General features: G+C 69.1%; 11 protein-coding genes. 6 read left to right on the top strand and 5 right to left on the bottom strand.

The genetic code is table 11. The annotated features are described in order from the left end of the window. Positions 1-21 precede the first annotated feature (21 nt). Together ACLQ2O_RS03190 and ACLQ2O_RS03185 are read right to left on the bottom strand one after the other, a co-directional pair. A complete protein-coding gene (locus tag ACLQ2O_RS03190) occupies positions 22-1,236 on the bottom strand; it encodes an MFS transporter (protein ID WP_425826953.1) in 1,215 nt (404 codons plus the stop codon). A gap of 33 nt (positions 1,237-1,269) precedes the next feature. Next, the gene (locus ACLQ2O_RS03185; RefSeq protein ID WP_425826951.1) at positions 1,270-1,983 is read right to left on the bottom strand and encodes an SDR family NAD(P)-dependent oxidoreductase; all 714 of its coding nucleotides are present in this window, start codon (positions 1,981-1,983) and stop codon (positions 1,270-1,272) included. A 72-nt stretch (positions 1,984-2,055) separates the two neighbouring features. On the opposite strand from ACLQ2O_RS03185, the gene ACLQ2O_RS03180 reads away from it, so the two are divergent. The 6 genes from ACLQ2O_RS03180 (at position 2,056) to ACLQ2O_RS03155 (ending at position 12,106) form a co-directional block, all read left to right on the top strand. Continuing rightward, complete coding sequence (locus ACLQ2O_RS03180; RefSeq protein WP_425826949.1) at positions 2,056-3,378, top strand: glycoside hydrolase family 27 protein; 1,323 nt, start codon at positions 2,056-2,058, stop codon at positions 3,376-3,378. Between the two features lie 86 nt (positions 3,379-3,464). Then, a complete protein-coding gene (locus ACLQ2O_RS03175; RefSeq protein ID WP_425826947.1) occupies positions 3,465-4,595 on the top strand; it encodes a lipid II:glycine glycyltransferase FemX in 1,131 nt (376 codons plus the stop codon). Between the two features lie 4 nt (positions 4,596-4,599). Beyond that, the gene (locus ACLQ2O_RS03170) at positions 4,600-5,601 is read left to right on the top strand and encodes an alanine racemase (RefSeq protein ID WP_425826945.1); all 1,002 of its coding nucleotides are present in this window, start codon (positions 4,600-4,602) and stop codon (positions 5,599-5,601) included. A gap of 43 nt (positions 5,602-5,644) precedes the next feature. Continuing rightward, on the top strand, positions 5,645-6,376 hold the full coding sequence (locus ACLQ2O_RS03165) for a methyltransferase domain-containing protein (protein WP_425826943.1): 732 nt from the start codon (positions 5,645-5,647) through the stop codon (positions 6,374-6,376). A gap of 261 nt (positions 6,377-6,637) precedes the next feature. Next, the gene (locus ACLQ2O_RS03160) at positions 6,638-10,597 is read left to right on the top strand and encodes a GH92 family glycosyl hydrolase (RefSeq protein WP_425826941.1); all 3,960 of its coding nucleotides are present in this window, start codon (positions 6,638-6,640) and stop codon (positions 10,595-10,597) included. 216 nt (positions 10,598-10,813) lie between these two features. Next, positions 10,814-12,106, top strand: a complete 1,293-nt coding sequence (locus ACLQ2O_RS03155) for a transglutaminase domain-containing protein (protein WP_425826939.1) — start codon at positions 10,814-10,816, stop codon at positions 12,104-12,106. Positions 12,107-12,109: 3 nt separating this feature from the next. On the opposite strand, the gene ACLQ2O_RS03150 is transcribed toward ACLQ2O_RS03155, so the two are convergent. The 3 genes from ACLQ2O_RS03150 to ACLQ2O_RS03140 form a co-directional block, all read right to left on the bottom strand. Continuing rightward, complete coding sequence (locus tag ACLQ2O_RS03150) at positions 12,110-13,297, bottom strand: mannosyltransferase family protein (protein ID WP_425826937.1); 1,188 nt, start codon at positions 13,295-13,297, stop codon at positions 12,110-12,112. Positions 13,298-13,409: 112 nt separating this feature from the next. Further along, positions 13,410-15,680, bottom strand: a complete 2,271-nt coding sequence (locus ACLQ2O_RS03145; RefSeq protein WP_425826935.1) for a transglycosylase domain-containing protein — start codon at positions 15,678-15,680, stop codon at positions 13,410-13,412. An 88-nt stretch (positions 15,681-15,768) separates the two neighbouring features. Further along, positions 15,769-17,256 (bottom strand): short-chain fatty acid transporter, encoded by a 1,488-nt coding sequence (locus tag ACLQ2O_RS03140; protein WP_425826933.1) that lies wholly within the window; start codon positions 17,254-17,256, stop codon positions 15,769-15,771. Positions 17,257-17,427 lie beyond the last annotated feature (171 nt).

The following is a 17,427-nucleotide window of genomic DNA, read 5'->3' as shown; positions in this document are numbered from 1 at the left end:
CGCCGGACCGTACCGCAACGCTCAGGCCGTCTCCGGCACTGGCTCGGCCCGGGCGGCACTTCGCCACGGCAGGACGGCGGCGCTGACCAGGCAGCAGATGCCCGCGACGAGGAAGGTCGGCCGCAGCCCGATCAGCCCGGCCAGCACCCCACCGACCGCCATGAACGCCGGCTGCACCGCCCGCGAGGTGACCGACCAGGCGGTGAACACCCGGGACATGTGGCTGTCCTCGGTCGCGTCCATCCGGTACGTCGCGAACGACGGGTTGAACGCGCCGGCCGCGAAGAGCAGGCCGGTCTCCGCCACGAACAGGATGATCAGGCCGTCCACCCCCGGCGTCGCCAGCGGGAACAGCAGCAGCCAGGGCGCTCGCAGTACGCCGAACACCAGCAGCATCCGGTGCAGCCCGAGCCGCCGCGTCAGACGCGGCGCGAGCCAGGCCCCGAGCACGCCACCGGCGCAGGGCACGCCGAGGACCACGCCGTACTGCCAGGCGGGCATGTCCAGGTCGCGCAGCATGAACACCGCGAGCAGCGGCGACGTCATCATCACCGGCCCGCCGAAGATCTGCGAGTTGAGGAACAGCACCCGGAGACCGCGCCGGCGCCAGATGTAGCGCCAGCCCGTCGTGAGGTCGCGCTTGCCGTGCCGCTCGGCCGGCACCGGCTCCGGCGTACGGATCCGGCTGATGCCGAACGCCGACAGCAGGAACGAGATCGCGTCGAGCGCCAGCGTGAACGTCGCGCCGATCAGCCCGATCAGCACACCACCGACCGGCGGGCCGACGCTGAGCGTGATCCAGGTGGTCTGCTCGAACCGGCCGTTCGCCTCGGTCCGCTGCTCGGCCGGGACGAGCGCCTTCAGGTGGGCACCACTCGCCGCGGTGAAGGCGATCAGCGCGGCGGCGTGCAGGATGCCGACGGCGCAGAGCTGCGCGTAGGTCAGGACGTCGAGCGCGGCGCCGACCGGGATGCTGATCAGTACGGCGAAGCGCACGAGGTCCGCGACGATCATCACCGGCCGCTTGTGCCGCTGCTCGATGAAGTCGCCCATCGGCAACGCGAGCGCCGCCCCGGCCACCGCCGACAACGCCGCCAGCAACGCGACCTGGAACGTGCTGACGTCGAGCACGAGCACCGCGATCAACGGCAGCGCCCCGAACCCGACGGCGCTCCCCGCGGCACTCAGCGTGTAGGCGACCCAGAGACGACGGAAGTCCACACCCAGTGACGGCATCCGGAGAGCGTAGAAGCCGCCACCGACAGAAAGTCAGCGAAGGTTGAGACCACCGTCGAGCAGGATCACCTCGCCGGTCAGGTACCTGTTCGCGACGACGGCGGCGATCAGGTCGGCGACGTCCTCGGGCTGCGCGGCACGACCCATCGGGCTCCGGGATCTCCACAGCTCCTGCGCCTCGGTCCAGGTCGCCGTCAAGGGCGTGTCGACGAGCCCGGGCGCCACCGCGTTCACCCGGACCTCGGGACCGAGCGCAGCCGCCAGCAGCTTGGTCACGTGGTTGAGCGCGGCCTTGCTGGCGGCGTACGCGATCGAACTGCCCTTCGGCCGTACGCCGGCATGGCTCGTCACGTTGACCACACATCCCTCGGCCGCCCGCAGCGCCGGCAGCGCCGCCGTGCACAGCAACCACGGCGCGATCAGGTTCACGTCGAGCACCTTGCGCCAGTCCGCCGCGCTCAGCCCCTCGAGCTCGGCGTGCGGCACCGGCCAACTGATCCCCGCGTTGTTCACCAGTACGTCGAGCCGCCCGTGCTCGGCCAGCACCGCCGGCACCAGTCCCGCAGCCTGCTCGTCGTCGGCCAGATCCGCCTGCAGGTAACTCCCCCCAAGCTCCGCCGCCAACGCCTCCCCCGCCTCCCGACTGCTCCGTGAGTGCACCACCACAGTCATCCCGTCCGCCGCGAACCGCCGTACGGTCGCCGCCCCGATCCCCGACGCCGACCCCGTCACCAAAGCAACTCGCATGCCACTCACCCTAGGGAAACCGACTGGCCGGTATTTATTGCCAGAGTTAAGTAATGACAATAGGTTCGGGGTATGACCCTCCGAAAAGTTGTCAGTTTCGCAGCAATCGCCCCGCTGCTGGCCTTCGCCGTGGCGGCGCCGGCTGAGGCGAAGGCACCGCATCCGCAGCCGTTCATGGGATGGAGCAGCTGGAGCATCGGTTCGACCAAGGCGCCGGGGTACGGCGGTGACTGGATGGACGAGGCCCGGATCAAGAAGACCGCGGACACGATGGCGGCCAAGCTCAAGCCGGCCGGCTACCGGTACATCAACCTCGACGCCGAGTGGAGCAAGACCCGCGGCGACTGGCAGGCCAACAGTGACGCCAACGGCATCCCGAGCGCCGACCCGGTCCGCTTCCCGAACGGCATCAAGCCGGTTGCCGACTACGTGCACAGCAAGGGCCTGAAGCTCGGCATCTACGGCGCGATCGGCCTGGAGAAGAAGATCTACGACAACAACGTGCCGATCGCGGGCACGAACTGCACGGTCCAGCAGATCACCGTCCTGCCGCTGACCACGGCGAACAAGTGGGACGACAACTGGATGATCGACTACAGCAAGCCGTGCGCGCAGGCCTACATCGACTCGGTGATCCGGAAGTTCGCCTCCTGGGGCATCGACTTCCTCAAGATCGACGGGATCCTGCCGTCCAGCGTGGCCGAGATGGCGGCCTACTCGAAGGCGATCGACAAGGTCGGCCGGAAGATCTGGCTGAGTGGCAGCGCCTGGCCGGTCGACATCGCGGCCGCCGAGGGCCTGCGCCCGTCGGTGAACGGCGTCCGGATCGACACCGACGTCGAGTGCTACTGCGACACCACGGCGACCTGGGAGAGCTCGGTCGACGACCGCTGGACGGATCTGCCGAACTGGCTGCGGCACCTGCGGCCGAACTACCTCGGCGACCTCGACTCGATGCCGATCGTCAACAACACCGGCACCGGGCTGCAGGACGGCATCAACGACACCGAGCGGCAGTCCGTGATGACGTTCTGGTCGATGGCCTCCTCTCCCCTGTACGTCGGCGGCGACCTCCAGAACATCGACGACCAGGCCGTCAGCATCCTGACCAACCCCGAGGTGATCGCGCTCGACCAGTCCGCCGTACTGCCGACGCGCGTCACCGCGGGCGACCTGCAGGTCTGGAAGAAGGTCGTGCACGGCCGCACGTACGCCGCCGTCTACAACCTCGGCTCGACGCCGGCCGACATCAAGGTCGACTTCAAGGCGCTCGGCGCCGGTCACCTGCGTACCGTCCGCGACCTGGTGGCGCGGAAGAACCTGGGCCTGGCCTGGAACAGCTGGACCGCCGAGGACGTGCCCGCGCACGGCTCCCGGCTGATCCGGATCGGCTGACGCCGTACCGGGTGGGAGCGTGATCACCGTGCGGATGTGTCCGCTCGGCTACGGTCTAGCGCTCCCGCCCGGTAACCTGACCGACCGTGAGTGACTTGAGCATCCGGACCATCTCGGCCGACGAGCACGCCGCCTACCTGGCCGCCCAGCCGTCGGCGAGCTTCCTGCAGACCCCGGGCTGGGCGGCGGTGAAGAGCGAGTGGAAGGCCGAGTCGCTCGGCTGGTACGAACCGTCGAACCCGGGCGAGCTGGTCGGCGTCGCGCTGGTGCTGTACCGGCAGATGCCGAAGGTGAAGCGCTACCTGGCCTACCTGCCCGAGGGCCCGGTGATCGACTGGGACGCGATCGACCTCGGCCGCTTCCTGCGCCCGCTCGCGGCGCACACGGCGGAGCAGGGCGCGTTCGGCCTGCGGATGGGCCCGCCGGTCGCGACCCGGCGGTGGACCGCGAAGACGATCAAGGACGCGATCGCCGGCGGCCAGCAGCCGAAGCTCGGCGACGTCCGCGCGGACGTGATCGAGCCGTCCGGCGCGACCGTCGCGGCGCAGCTGCGCGCGCTCGGCTGGAAGGCGCCGAAGGTCGGCGAGGGCTTCGCAGCCGGCCAGCCGCAGTACGTGTTCCAGGTCCCGTTGGCCGGTCGTAGCCAGGACGACCTGCTCAAGGGCATGAACCAGCTCTGGCGCCGCAACATCAAGAAGGCCGACAAGCTCGGCGTCGAGGTCACCCTCGGGACGCCGGAGGACCTGAAGGCCTTCCACCAGCTGTACGTCGAGACGGCCGAGCGGGACCACTTCACGCCGCGGCCGCTGCCGTACTTCGTCAAGATGCAGGCGGCGATGGCCAACCAGCCGGCCGACGTCTGCGACTTCCGGCTCTACAACGCCTACCACGAGGGGGACCTGGTCGCCTCGACGATCTGGGTCCGGGTCGGCGGTCATTCCTGGTACTCCTACGGGGCCAGCTCGACCGCCAAGCGGGACGTCCGTGGATCGAACGCGATCCAGTGGCGGATGATGTCGGACGCGCTCTCCGCGGGCGCGACCGTGTACGACCTACGGGGCATCACCGACACCTTGGACCCGAACGACTCGCACGTCGGGTTGATCCAGTTCAAGGTCGGCACCGGCGGCGAGGCCGTCGAGTACGTCGGTGAGTGGGACCTGCCGTTGAACAAGGCGCTCTACACCGCATTCGACCTCTACATGAGACGGCGTTGACACCATGCCCCTGACCCTGCACATCGACTCCGATCGGTGGCGCGACCATCTCCGTTCCACGTGGAACGCCGACATCATCCCGGTGGCCAAGGGCAACGGGTACGGCGTGGGCAACCCGCGGCTGCTGGCCGAGTCGCGGGCCCTCGGCGCGAAGACGGTCGCGGTCGGCACGTACAACGAGGTCCCGCCGGACTTCAAGGACGACGTCGTGGTGCTCTCGCCGTGGCGCTCGTTCCTGGAGGTCCCGCAGGGCAAGAACGTGATCCACACGGTCAGCCGGCTGGCCGACCTGGTCTCGATCCCGGCCGGCAGCCGGGTACTGATCGAGGTGCAGACCTCGATGCGCCGGCACGGGATCGGCGCCCGCGAGCTGCGCCACACGATGCTGCTGAACGCGCTCGACCGGATCAAGTTCGAGGGCTGGTCGCTGCACTTCCCGATGGGCGCCGGCGGTACGTCGGCCAACATCCGTGAGGCCGCGGAGCTCGGTAAGCAGGCGCGCGCCGTACGGCAGGGGCCGTTGTGGGTGTCGCACGTGCCGGCGCAGAAGCTGGCCGACATCGGCGAGAACGTGAAGCTCCGGATGGGCACCGGCCTGTGGCTCGGTGACCGTGGCGCGTTCACCGTGCGCGCGACCGTGCTCGACGTCCACTCCGTACGACGCGGCGAGCGCGTCGGCTACCGCCAGCGCCGGGTGACCGGCGACGGCCACATCCTGGTCGTCTCCGGCGGTACGGCGCACGGCGTCGGCCTGGAGGCGCCGACCGCGGCCGCCAGCGTCCGGCAGCGCGCGATCGCGGTCGCCAAGGGCAGCCTGGACGCGGCCGGGATGGCGCTGTCGCCGTTCACGATCGAGGGCAAGCAGCGCTGGTTCGCCGAGCCGCCGCACATGCAGGCGAGCATGCTGTTCCTGCCGTCCTCGGTGGCCCCGCCGGCCGTCGGCGACGAGGTCGGCGTCGACGTCCGCTACACCACCACGATCTTCGACAAGGTCTCGATGGACTGAGTCCTCTTGACTTCAGGTGCACCTGAAGTTGCAGCGTGGTCGTATGGGCGAAACGACATTCCTGGACCGGATCGAGCAGACACCCGGTGCGGCCGAGCTGCGGGCCGCGTCGTACCGGATGCTGGCGCTCGCGCCGGGCGAGACGTGTGTGGACGTGGCTTGCGGCTGCGGTCATGCGGCGGCCGAGCTTGTCGAGGCCGGCGGCAAGGCGATCGGCGTCGACAGTGAGGCCGCCGCGATCGCGGTCGCCGCGGCGCGGATCCCGAGCGCGATGTTTCACGTGGCACATTCCGACGAGTTGCCACTGGCGGACGGGTCCGTCGACGCGTACCGCGCGGCCCGGCTGTTCCACCTGCTCGAGGACCCGCTGCCGACTCTGGCCGAGGCGTACCGGGTCCTGCGGCCTGGCGGGCGCGCGGTCCTCGTCGGTCAGGACTACGGGTTCCTGCTGATCGACAGCAGCGACCAGGACCTGACCGACGTGATCCTGCTCGGTCTGGAGTCCCGCTCGGTCGCACCGCGGGCCGCCCGGAGCTTCCGCGACTGGCTGCTCGACACCGGGTTCCACGACCCGGAGGTGGTGGTCCACAACCAGGTCGTGACCGGTCACGACGTGATGGCCAAGCAGCTGGAGATGGCCGCCGACGCGGCGGTCGACCGGGCGCTGATCACGCGGGACGACGCCGACGGCTGGCTCGCCGAGCAGAACGACCGGGCTCGGCGCGACCGGTTCCTCGCCGTACTGCCGACGCTGCTGGTCGCCGCTACGCGCTGACCGACCAGCGGGGCGTCGTACGGCGAGAGGCCGCCGGCAAGCGGTAACTTGCTGAACAGAGTGCGACGAAGTCTTGACCCGGGGTGATGTCGGTAGGGAGGATCACTGCGGACGCGGGCTGACAACCTTGTCATCGGGGCCGCGTGACCACCAGGGTGCTCGCGTTCGGCGGGTGCTTTTCTGCCTGCGAGGAGCGAGATGAAACTCCGCCGCCCACTGGGGCTCGTCACGTCTCTGGGGCTTGTTGTGACAATGTCTGCCATGACGTCAGCGAGCGCCTTCCTGCCCACCTCCTCCCAGGCGCACCAGCAGCCTGTGGTGAGTGGGGCTTCCTACTTCACCTCCTTCGAGCCGGGGCAGCCGCAGCCTGGCTACACCGACACGGTCGAGACCGGGCCGGACGGGAAACCCCGCACCGGTGGGGTCGAGGGCCCGACGCCGACCGGGATCGGCGGCAGCGAGATGGACAAGGTCACCAAGGTCGCGGCCAGCGACGAGAACGCCGAGGGCGGTGAGATCGCCAGCAACGTCGCCGACGGGGACAAGTTCACCAAGTGGCTGGTGTTCGCGCCGACCGGCTGGCTGACCTACCAGACGTCGACGCCGATCACCTTGCGCAAGTACGCGTTGACGTCGGCCAACGACGCCGAGGACCGGGACCCGAAGAACTGGACCGTCTCCGGCTCGACCGACGGCACCACCTGGAAGGTGCTGGACACCCGGACCGACGAGTCGTTCGAGAGCCGGTACCAGACCAAGGAGTACGCGCTCACCAACGAGACGCCGTACAGCTTCTACAAGCTCGGCATCACCGCGAACCACGGCGAGGACATCATCCAGCTCGCCGACTGGTACCTGTCCAACGGCGCCCCGCTGCCGCCTCCTGGTGAGGTGGCCGAGTCGCGCCTGGACTCCGGCCCGACCAGCGCCTACAACGCCCGGGCCCGGGTCGGCTTCACCGGCGTCAAGTCCTTCCGGTACGCCGGGCACCAGACCGCCGAGGGTCGCGGCTACACCTGGAACAAGGTCGCCGACGTCGATCTCAAGGTCGGCAAGGACACCCGGCTGTCGTACAAGATCTTCCCCGAGCACGTCGAGGGCGACCTCAGCTACCCGAGCACGTACGCCGCGGTCGACCTGGCCTTCTCGGACGGGACCTACCTGAGCGACCTGAAGGCCAAGGACCACCGCGGTTTCGGGCTCAGCCCGCGCGGCCAGGGCGACGGCAAGGGCCTGTCCACCAACCAGTGGAACAACATCGAGGCCGACCTCGGCAAGTACGCCGCCGGCAAGACGGTCAAGCGGATCCTCGTCGGCTACGACAAGCCCGCGGGCCCGGCCGACTTCCGCGGCTGGATCGACGACGTCCGGATCGCCAAGGCGGAGAACCCGGACGACGCGGCCCGCAAGACCGCCGCGAAGCACCCGTCGGAGCTGGCGATCACCACGCGTGGCACGAACGCGACCGGCGGGTTCTCGCGCGGCAACAACATCCCGGCGACCGCCGTACCGCACGGTTTCAACTTCTGGACCCCGGTGACGAACGCCGGCTCGACGTCCTGGCTGTACGACTACGCCAAGGGCAACAACGAGCAGAACAAGCCGGAGATCCAGGCGCTGTCGATCAGCCACGAGCCGAGCCCGTGGATGGGTGACCGGCAGACCTTCCAGGTGATGCCGTCGACCGCGGCGAAGCCGACCGCGGACCGCGAGGCCCGCGGGTGGGCGTTCAGCCACGACAACGAGATCGCGCGGCCGTACTACTACGGCGTCACCTTCGACAACGGGAACGCGCTCGAGGTCGCTCCGACCGACCACGCGGCGATGCTGCGGTTCAGCTTCCCGAAGGGCCAAGCGTCGCTGGTCTTCGACAACGCCAACAACAACGGCGGCCTGACGCTCGACCCGGCGACCGGCGTCGTGACCGGCTTCAGCGACGTGAAGAGCGGGCTGTCGACCGGCGCCGGCCGGCTGTTCGTGTACGGCGTGGTCGACCAGAAGGTCGTTGCCTCTGGCAAGCTCGCGGACGGTGGCGGCGCGAACGTCGGCGGGTACTTCGGCTTCGACAAGAAGGTCCAGCAGGTCCAGCTCCGGATCGCCACGTCGCTGATCGGGACCGCGCAGGCGAAGAAGAACCTGGAGCTCGAGCTCGGCGCCGACAGCAAGTTCGACAAGGTGAAGGCGGCGGCGCAGAAGCTCTGGGACGCCAAGCTGCACACGATCGAGGTCGAGGGTGCCACCGCGGACCAGCTGCACTCGCTCTACTCGAACCTGTACCGCCTGTTCCTCTACCCGAACAACGGCTCGGAGAACACCGGTACGGCGAAGAAGCCGGTGATCACCTACGCGTCGCCGGTCTCGCCGAAGGTCGGCACCGACACCCCGACCGCGACCGGCTCCAAGCTGGTGGCCGGGCAGACCTACGTGAACAACGGGTTCTGGGACACCTACCGCACCGTCTGGCCGGCGTACAGCCTGTTCGCGCAGGACACCGCCGACGACCTGGTGAACGGCTTCGTCCAGCAGTACAAGGACGGCGGCTGGATCTCGCGCTGGTCCTCGCCGGGCTACGCGAACCTGATGGTCGGCACCAGCTCGGACGTCGCGTTCGCCGACGCCTACCTCAAGGGCATCAAGGGCATCGACGTCCAGGCGGCGTACGACGCGGCGCTGAAGAACGCGGCGGTCCGCCCGCCGACGGAGAACGTCGGCCGCAAGAGCCTGGACCTGTCGGCCTTCAACGGCTACACGGCCAACACCACGGCCGAGGGCTTCAGCTGGTCGATGGACGGCTACATCAACGACTACGGCATCGCGAACATGTCCAAGGCCCTGTACGACGCGGCGAAGAAGAGCGACCCGCGCAAGCAGGAGTACCTGGACAACTACGACTACTACCTGAACCGGGCGCGCAACTACGTGACCCTGTTCGACCCGGCGCTGGGCTTCTTCCAGGGCAAGGACGCCGTCGGCGTCTGGGGCAACTCGCCGACCACCTTCGACCCGCGCGACTGGGGTCACGACTACACCGAGACCAACGCCTGGAACATGGCGTTCTCGACCCCGCAGGACGGCGCCGGCCTGGCCGCCCTGTACGGCGGCCGCGACGGGCTGGGCAAGAAGCTCGACGAGTTCTTCTCCACGCCCGAGGACGCCACCCACGTCGGCGGGTACGGCGGCACGATCCACGAGATGCTCGAGGCGCGGGACGTCCGGATGGGCCAGTACGGCCACAGCAACCAGCCGTCGCACCACATCGCCTACATGTACAACTTCGCCGGGCAGCCGGCGAAGACGCAGGAGAAGGTGCGCGAGGTGCTCGACCGGCTGTACCTCGGGTCGGAGATCGGCCAGGGCTACCCGGGCGACGAGGACAACGGCGAGATGTCGGCCTGGTACCTGTTCAGCATGCTCGGGTTCTACCCGCTGCAGGTGGGCTCGCCGTCGTACGCGATCGGTTCGCCGCTGTTCACCAAGGCGACCGTGAACCTGCCGGGCGGCAAGAAGCTGGTGGTCAGCGCGCCGAAGAACAGCGCGAAGAACCTCTACGTCAAGGGCGTGAAGGTGAACGGCAAGAAGTGGTCCTCGACCGCGCTGCCGCACGACCTGATCGCGCACGGCGGCAAGATCGAGTTCGAGATGACCGACAAGCCGTCGAGCTGGGGCACCGGCCGCAACGACGCGCCGCCGTCGATCACCAAGCCCGGTGAGGACCCGAAGACCTGGCGCGACTCGACCGAGGACGAGGGTGCGGTCACCGCGGCCGGTGGCGTGGACGTGTCCGCGCTGACCGACAACGACTCCAAGCAGCAGGTCACGCTGACCGGCGCCACGCCGACCGTGACCGTCACGCTGCAGCAGGGCCGTCCGGTGACGATGTACACGCTGACCAGCGGGACCACTGGCGCCGCGCCTTCGGGCTGGACGCTGGAGGGCTCGAACGACGGGACCAAGTGGACGACCGTGGACAAGCGGTCGGGCCAGACGTGGGCCTTCCCGTCGTACACGCGGTCGTTCAGCGTGGCCCAGCCGAAGACGTACACGCAGTACCGGTTGGTGCTGACGCCCGCGGCCGGAGCGACCGGGGTGACGCTGTCCGAGCTCGAGCTGCTCGGCACGCTGAAGGGCATCGAGGCGGGCACGCACCCGAGCGACCAGCGGGTCGCGGAGACCAAGCCGAGCCCGACGCCGTCGCAGTCGATCGAGCGCAACTTCGGCTGAGATGCGACGGAGGGGCGGGCCACTGGGTGGCCCGCCCCTCCGGTACGAACTCTCCGGCGGAACCTGCCCCTGAGAGGTTCCGCCGGACGTGGTGCGAAGAGAAGGGAGGGGTGGCGACCCCGCCCGGCCTGCCACCCCTTCCACTCGTACTGACGATCGGGCTGCCGGATAGGTTGCCCGGGAGTTCAAGAGTCCATATCGCGAGATGGAGGCGGGATGAGGGAGTCGGCGGACGAGTCTCGGGCCGGGGCCGGGCTGCCGGCGCGGAACCTCGCCGGGCTGCCGCCGCAGGAGCTCGCCGGCGTGCCGACGCGGGAGCTTGCCCGGCTGCGGCTCCGGGCGGAGCAGCGGCTGCGCGACGGGCGCCACCAGGACCTGCTCGGGCTGGTGCCCGAGCTGCGCGGCGACACCGAGTGGTGGGCTCACCTCTGGGCTCCTGGCGCGGCGCTGGCTGCGGCCCGCCTCGGCTCACCGGATGCCTTGGCGCTGCTCGAGGAGGCGATTGCGGGCGGGTTCGGCCAGCCGGAGCTGTTCGACGGTGAGCTGGAGAAGGCATTCGGTACTGCGACCGAGTGGCCGGCGTTGGAGCGGCGGATGCTCGACAACCTGCCCCTGCCTTCGCTGGAGCTGACCGACTGGCCTGATGCGGCGCCGATGCTGCCGCTGGAGCTCTACACGATCGCACCGGAGCGGCTGGCGGGTTTGCTGGAGCGGCTGCCTTCGCCTGGGGAGTCGGCCTGGGCTACCGCCCGTCGGCTACTCGACTGGGTGCACAGGAGCTGGCAGCACGCGAACGACCACGTGGACGACCCGGACGCGCTGACCGTGCTGGAGCGGGTGGACGCCGGCGAGCGGTTCGCCTGCGTCGAGTACTCGATCGTGCTCAGCCAGGCGCTCAACGCCGTACAGATCCCGTCGCGCCGGGTCGACCTGCGCCAGCACGCGCACCACACCGGAGTCGGACGCGGGCACGTCGTCAGCGAGGCGTGGATCGACGACCTGGACCGGTGGGTCGTGCTGGACGGCCAGAACGGCTCGTACTGGGCCGACGACGCCGGTACGCCGCTGGGCGTGCGGGAACTGCTGGCGCTGGACACCCCGCCACGCTTCGTTGGTCCGGTCGGTGCGGCGAAGGCTGCGGCCTGGTTCACGTACTTCGGCTCGGCGACCACGACCGGCGCCACCTGGACGGCGCCGCCCTTCGCGCCGGTCTTCCAGGGCTCACGGGTGATCGAGACGCCGCGGCTCGTCCGGGACGGCGGACCGGCGTACCCGCAGCTCTCGGCGCTCGCGACCGGGCTCGGTGGGACGGTGGAGCGGCCGGTGGTCCGGTTCCAGCACTTCCACCCGTACGGCGTAGGCATCCGGCTGCACCTGCCCGGCGGCGATCTGGTCGACGCGGACGAGTGGGCGCTGGACCTGACGCCAGGGGCTCACGAGCTCGCCGTTGCCGTCGTCACGCCGTACGGGGAGACGGCTCGGCAGCGCTTCACCTACGTGGTGAGGTAGTCCTCAGCCGGACCAGCGGCCGGTGAAGAAGGCCGCGGCCCAGATGGCTCCCAGTGGTATCGCCAGGCCGAGGTAGAACTTGCCCAGCCAGGGTCTGCGGTGCAGCAGCACCGCCAGCCCGATCCACAGCGGCCACCACAGCAACGTGGCCCGGGTCAGCGAGTACACCCAGTACGACGTGACGAACGCCGCCACCGTCGCCCCGACCCAGGCGGCCTCGCCCCAGGAGCGGCGCCAGAGCAGCCAGGCGAGCAGGATCAGTCCGACCAGCAGCGCGACCAGCTCGGCCCGGAACATCCAGGTCCAGTCGGTCCGGTCCGCCGGGAAGTGGCCCTTGGTGGCGGCCTCGAAGGTGTGGGCGATCGAGGTCCACGGCCAGGTGAACTCGCGGGCCCAGCCCTTCTCCTGCGCGTCCTGCCAGGCGAACCAGGAGCCGTGGATCTGCTTCAGGTACGCCATGAAGCCGAGCACCGGCACGGCCGGCAGCGCCAGCCAGGGCAGCGACCGCCAGTCCCGCTTCTTCGACGTGACGAACTCGACGCACAGCGCGAAGATCAGGAACAGGCCGGACACCCGGACCGTCGAGGCCAACGCGACCAGGATCGCCGCCCGGGCCCACCGCCCCTGCCGAGCCGCCAGCCAGGCCGGGAACGCGAACGCGCAGAACAGGGCCTCCGTGTACGGCGCGGCGAGGAAGACGCCGACCGGCGCGGTGAACCAGACCAGCGCCGCGGTCGGCCCGAAGTCGCGCAGCTCGGGGAACTCGTACCGGGCGAGCTTGGCCAGCCAGACCCCGGCGACAGCGCTCGCGATCGCCGAGACGAGGATGCCGCCCCCGACGTACCCGATGCCGAGCCAGCTGGCGGTGCGCATCAGGACGGGCAGGCCGGGGAAGAACGCCGCGAGCGGTGCACCCGACGGTTCGCCGTTCGCGTAGCCGAACTCAGCGATCGCCTTGAAGTGCCAGACGTCCCACTGCCACCACGCGTGCCAGACGTTCGGGTAGCTGTCACCGCGGTTGAACAGCAACGGCGCGGACAACGCCAGCAGGAAGATCCCGGCCCGGGTGATCAACCACCAGGCGAGCGCCTCCCGGCTCAGCTGCTCGGGCCACCACTGCCGGATCCCGGCGACACCCGTCTCGCGAGCCCGCCGAGCCCGCTTCGGCTCCCCGGCCGTTCGCTCGAACACACCCCCATCGTGCCCCATCGGCACCGAACCGGCTCGGTTCAGGTCCACCGGCACGGCCGGGACGGCAACTGGACCGCACCCCTGAGGGCGCGGTCCAGCTGGTTCGTCCGAGCTACTGGTTGTTGCCGTTGTTGCCGTTGCCTCCGCCGCCACCGCCGCCTTCGCCGCCGCCCGGTGGATCGTTCGGTCCGGTCGGGAAGCCGATCGTCGGCCGGGTGGGCCGGGTCGGCTTGGTCGTCGGCGGGTCGTCCGGCGAGCTCGGCGGCGAACTCGGTGGAGTGCTCGGCGGGGTCGACGGCGGCGGCTCCGACGGAGAGCTCGGCGGCGTGCTCGGTGGCGTGCTCGGCGGGGTGTTGCTCGGCGACGTCGGGGTGTACGTCGGCGTCGGGCTGTCCATCGAGTCGGGGTTCGGCTCCTCGAACTTCACCTCGTCCGAGCTGCCCAGGGCCGGCTCCATGTAGGCCAGCCAGGTCTTCAGCGGCCAGTTGCCACCGAAGAAGGCCTTGTCGTCGCTGAACGGGTCGAGGTCGCCTTCACCGGTCTTGCCGGCCCGGTAGAGCACGGAGGTCGACAGGTTCGGCGTGTAGCCGGTCCACCAGGAGGTCAGCGTGTCGTCGCCGTCCTTACAGCCGTCGCACTTGGCGTTAGCGGCCCGGTGCTCGACGGCCACACCACCCGCCGTACCGGTCTTGCCGGCCACCTCGCGGTCGAGCTTCTGCGCGCCCTCGCCGCTGCCGCCGTCCTCGGTCACGCTCATCAGCGCGAAGTTGACCTTGGCGGCGAGCTCCGCGTCGAACTTCCGTTCCGGCTTGTACTTGTCCTTCTGGTTGAAGTTCTTCGCGTTGCCCGGCGTGGTGACGGACTTGATCGTGTGCACCGGCGTGTACATCCCACCGGCCGCGAACGTCGCGTAGGCGTTGGCCATCTCGACGGGCGAGGCGTACGGGTCCGGACCGAGCACGGTGGACGACTGGTTCCGGCCGCGCTCGAGCGCCGCCGTCTTCGGGATGCCGGCGGCTTCGGCCGCGTCGACCACCTTCGACGGTCCGTCTTCCATCTGCTTGTCGACCAGGTCGTAGAACGCGGTGTTGATCGACAGCTTGGTGGCCTTGAGCAGCGTCACATCGGCGCCGTAGCTGCGGTCGAACTCGTTGTTCTTCTCTTCGCCGTTGATCTCGATCGGGCTGGTGCCCTGGAACGTGTCGTAGAGGCTACGGTCGTCCTTCAGCGCGGCCGCGACGGCGAACGGCTTGAACGACGAGCCCGGACGCGCGCGCAGCCTGGCCCAGTTCAGCTCGCTCTTGAGGAAGTCGTTACCGCCGTACATGGCCACCAGCTCGCCGGTGCCGGGCCGGACGGACGCGAGACCGACGTGCAGGCCGGCGTTCTTCTCCGGCAGTTCCTTGGTGCCCGCCCGGACCGCCTCGTTCTGCTTCCCGTACTCAAAGGTCGTGACCACGCGAAGGCCGCCACCACTGATCTCCTCAGGCGTGTAGCCGAGGGTCTCCAGCTCTTCCTTGGCCATCGCGAGCAGGTAGCCCTTGGTGCCGGCGAAGCGACCGGGCTTCTTGGGCTTGTCCAGCTTCGGCACCGCCTTGCTGTACTTCACGTAGTCCGCCTCGGTGATGGTTCCACCGATCCGCATCCCGTCCAGCACGTACCGGTAGCGCTCGAGGATCCGCTTCTGCGCCACGGCCTTGTCCGGGTCGAAGTAGCTCGGGTTGTTCAGCACGGTCGCCAGAAGCGCCGTCTGCGGAATGGTGAGCTTCTTCGGGTCCGACTGGCTGAAGTACGCCTCACCGGCGGCACTGATGCCGTAGGCACCCTCACCGAAGTAGATGGTGTTCAGGTACCCCTCGAGGATGTCCTTCTTGTCCGTCTGGCGACTCAGCTTGGTCGCGATGAACAGCTCGGAGAACTTCCGCGCGAAGGTCCGCTCCTGGGTCAGGTACATGATCTTCACGTACTGCTGGGTGATCGTCGAACCACCCTGGAGTTGCTGGCCCCGCGCGATGTTGAACGCGGCCCGGGCCATCCCCGACGGCGAGACGCCCGGGTTCGTCCAGAAGGTCCGGTCCTCGGCCGCGATGATCGAGTCCTGGACCGTCTTCGGGATCTGTTCCAGCGGGACGGACTTGCGGTTCTGGTCGAAGAACGAACCCAACTCGTGCTCGTTGTCCGAGTAGTACACCGTGGTGGTGTTCATCTGGAACTTCTTGTTCGGGTCCGGGATGTCCGTGGTCTGGTACCCGATGAAGAAGGTGGCCGCCGCCCCGATCACACCGAGGAAGAACAGAGCCATCAACCACCCGGCCACCCGCAGCGCCCAGTGTTTCTTCCGGCGCGCACGGGACGGGGCGGCCTTGCGACGAGCTTCACTCACTGTCCAGTCCTCGACGATCTCGCGGAAGTCATTGGCCCCCAGACTAGAGGGGATGTGGTAACGCGCCCTAAACGATCACAGAGAGTACCTAGCCGGTGACGTGCGGCGCCAGCAGCGTGACGGCGAGCAACGCTGCCGGGAAGCAGGCCAGGAAGAGGGTGAAGGTGTAGCCCATGATGTCGCGGGCCTTGAGGCCGAGGATCGCGAGCGTGGGGAGCATCCAGAACGGCTGCAGCAGGTTCGCGCTGGCCTCGCCGAGGTCGTAGACGACGACCATCCAGCCGGCGTCCACCTTGAGCTGGTTCGCCGCGGCCAGCACGTACGGCGCCTCGATCACCCACTTGCTGCCACCGCTGGGGACGAAGACGCCGAGGATGCAGGAGTAGATCGCGACCAGCGGCGGGAAGAAGAACTGCGTGCTCGCCTGCACCAGCCAGCCGGCGAGGCGTGCCGAGATGCCGGTGTAGGCGATCATGCCGAAGATCCCGCCGTACAGGGGAAACTGCAGCAGGACGCCGGCCGCCGCCGGTGCGCCGTCGCGGACCGCGCGCGCCATCCGCCACGGCCGCCAGTGCAGCAGCATCGCGAGCAGGAAGAGGATCAGGTTGACCGTGTTCAGGTCGAGCGCGTTGAAGAAGTCCTTGCCGTCGAAGTACCGGACCAGGTAGACCGCGCCGAGCAGCACCACCAGCAGACTGAACAGCGGCGAGTGCTCCAGCCAGTCGCCCGGCCTCCTCGCCTCGCCGTCTCCCCGCTGCCCGTTGTACGCGGAGCCTCGGCCGATCAGCGGCTTGAGCTCGATCCCGAGGTGCTCGGCGGTCTTGGAGTTGTCCCCGCCGGGTGCGACGAACCACGCCATCGTCACGCCCACGGCGTACACGAAGATCGTTGCCACGATCGCCTGCCAGGTGAAGATCGTGTCGCTGAGCGGGATCACTCCGCTCGCGTGGCCGGCCGCCTTGATCACCTCCTGGACCGGCGCCGGGCTGCTGCTCGGGCTGGCGACCTGCAGCGCGGCCGAGCCGGACAGTCCCTGCGCCCAGACCGTGCCGAGCCCGAGGAACGCCATCGCGCCGAGCGCCCGGTAGTCCGCCTTCGGCACGTTGCGCGCCACCTCGCGGGCCAGGATCGCGGCGAAGATCAGGCTGAAGGCCCAGTTCAGGTACGACGCGAGCATGGCGACCGCCGCGACGAAGGCGACCGCGCCGCGCGGTGACTTCGGGATCCGGGCCAGCCGCGTGATCAGGCGCGCCACCGGACCGCTGGTCGCCACGGCGTACCCGCCGATGATGATCATCGCCATCTGCAGCGTGAAAGTGATCAGGCTCCAGAAGCCCAGGCCCCAGGCGTCGACCAGGCCGAAGCCGTGCGTCGCGGCGGGATCGTCCGGGCGTTTCAGCAGCGGCTCACCGGTGACCAGCCCGAACAGCAGCACCACGAACGTGCCGACCAGGACGAACCCGAACGCGTCGGGCAGCCACTTCTCGGTGAACGCGGTGAACCGCAACGCGACCCGGGCCAGCGGGCCCTCGCCCACGACCTCGTGCTTCGCGTGCTTCCCGTGACTGTCGGCCATGACGCTCCGCTCCTGACTCACGACGCTGTGTGTCAGGTGAATTAACGCAGATCAGCGCCTGACGTGACAGGAACTCGGGCGCGCGTCGTACCGGCATAGCACGAACGAGGTGACAAAGGTCGACTTTGTCATGAGTTGTCGTCGCGACAACCAGCTGCTTACAGTGGCGGG

The sequence above is a fragment of the Kribbella sp. DT2 genome, from assembly GCF_049844575.1.
In the GTDB taxonomy this organism is placed as follows: Bacteria; Actinomycetota; Actinomycetes; order Propionibacteriales; family Kribbellaceae; genus Kribbella.
Note: the sequence above shows the minus strand (reverse complement) of the source record. Positions and strands in the feature narration are given on the sequence as shown.

Excerpts from the sequence above, each read along its gene's own strand:
- ACLQ2O_RS03190 (WP_425826953.1), bottom strand. The coding sequence starts at position 1,236 with ATGCCGTCACTGGGTGTGGACTTCCGTCGTCTCTGGGTCGCCTACACG.
- ACLQ2O_RS03185 (WP_425826951.1), bottom strand. The coding sequence starts at position 1,983 with ATGCGAGTTGCTTTGGTGACGGGGTCGGCGTCGGGGATCGGGGCGGCG.
- ACLQ2O_RS03180 (WP_425826949.1), top strand. The coding sequence starts at position 2,056 with ATGACCCTCCGAAAAGTTGTCAGTTTCGCAGCAATCGCCCCGCTGCTG.
- ACLQ2O_RS03170 (WP_425826945.1), top strand. The coding sequence starts at position 4,600 with ATGCCCCTGACCCTGCACATCGACTCCGATCGGTGGCGCGACCATCTC.
- ACLQ2O_RS03165 (WP_425826943.1), top strand. The coding sequence starts at position 5,645 with ATGGGCGAAACGACATTCCTGGACCGGATCGAGCAGACACCCGGTGCG.
- ACLQ2O_RS03160 (WP_425826941.1), top strand. The coding sequence starts at position 6,638 with ATGACGTCAGCGAGCGCCTTCCTGCCCACCTCCTCCCAGGCGCACCAG.
- ACLQ2O_RS03155 (WP_425826939.1), top strand. The coding sequence starts at position 10,814 with ATGAGGGAGTCGGCGGACGAGTCTCGGGCCGGGGCCGGGCTGCCGGCG.
- ACLQ2O_RS03140 (WP_425826933.1), bottom strand. The coding sequence starts at position 17,256 with ATGGCCGACAGTCACGGGAAGCACGCGAAGCACGAGGTCGTGGGCGAG.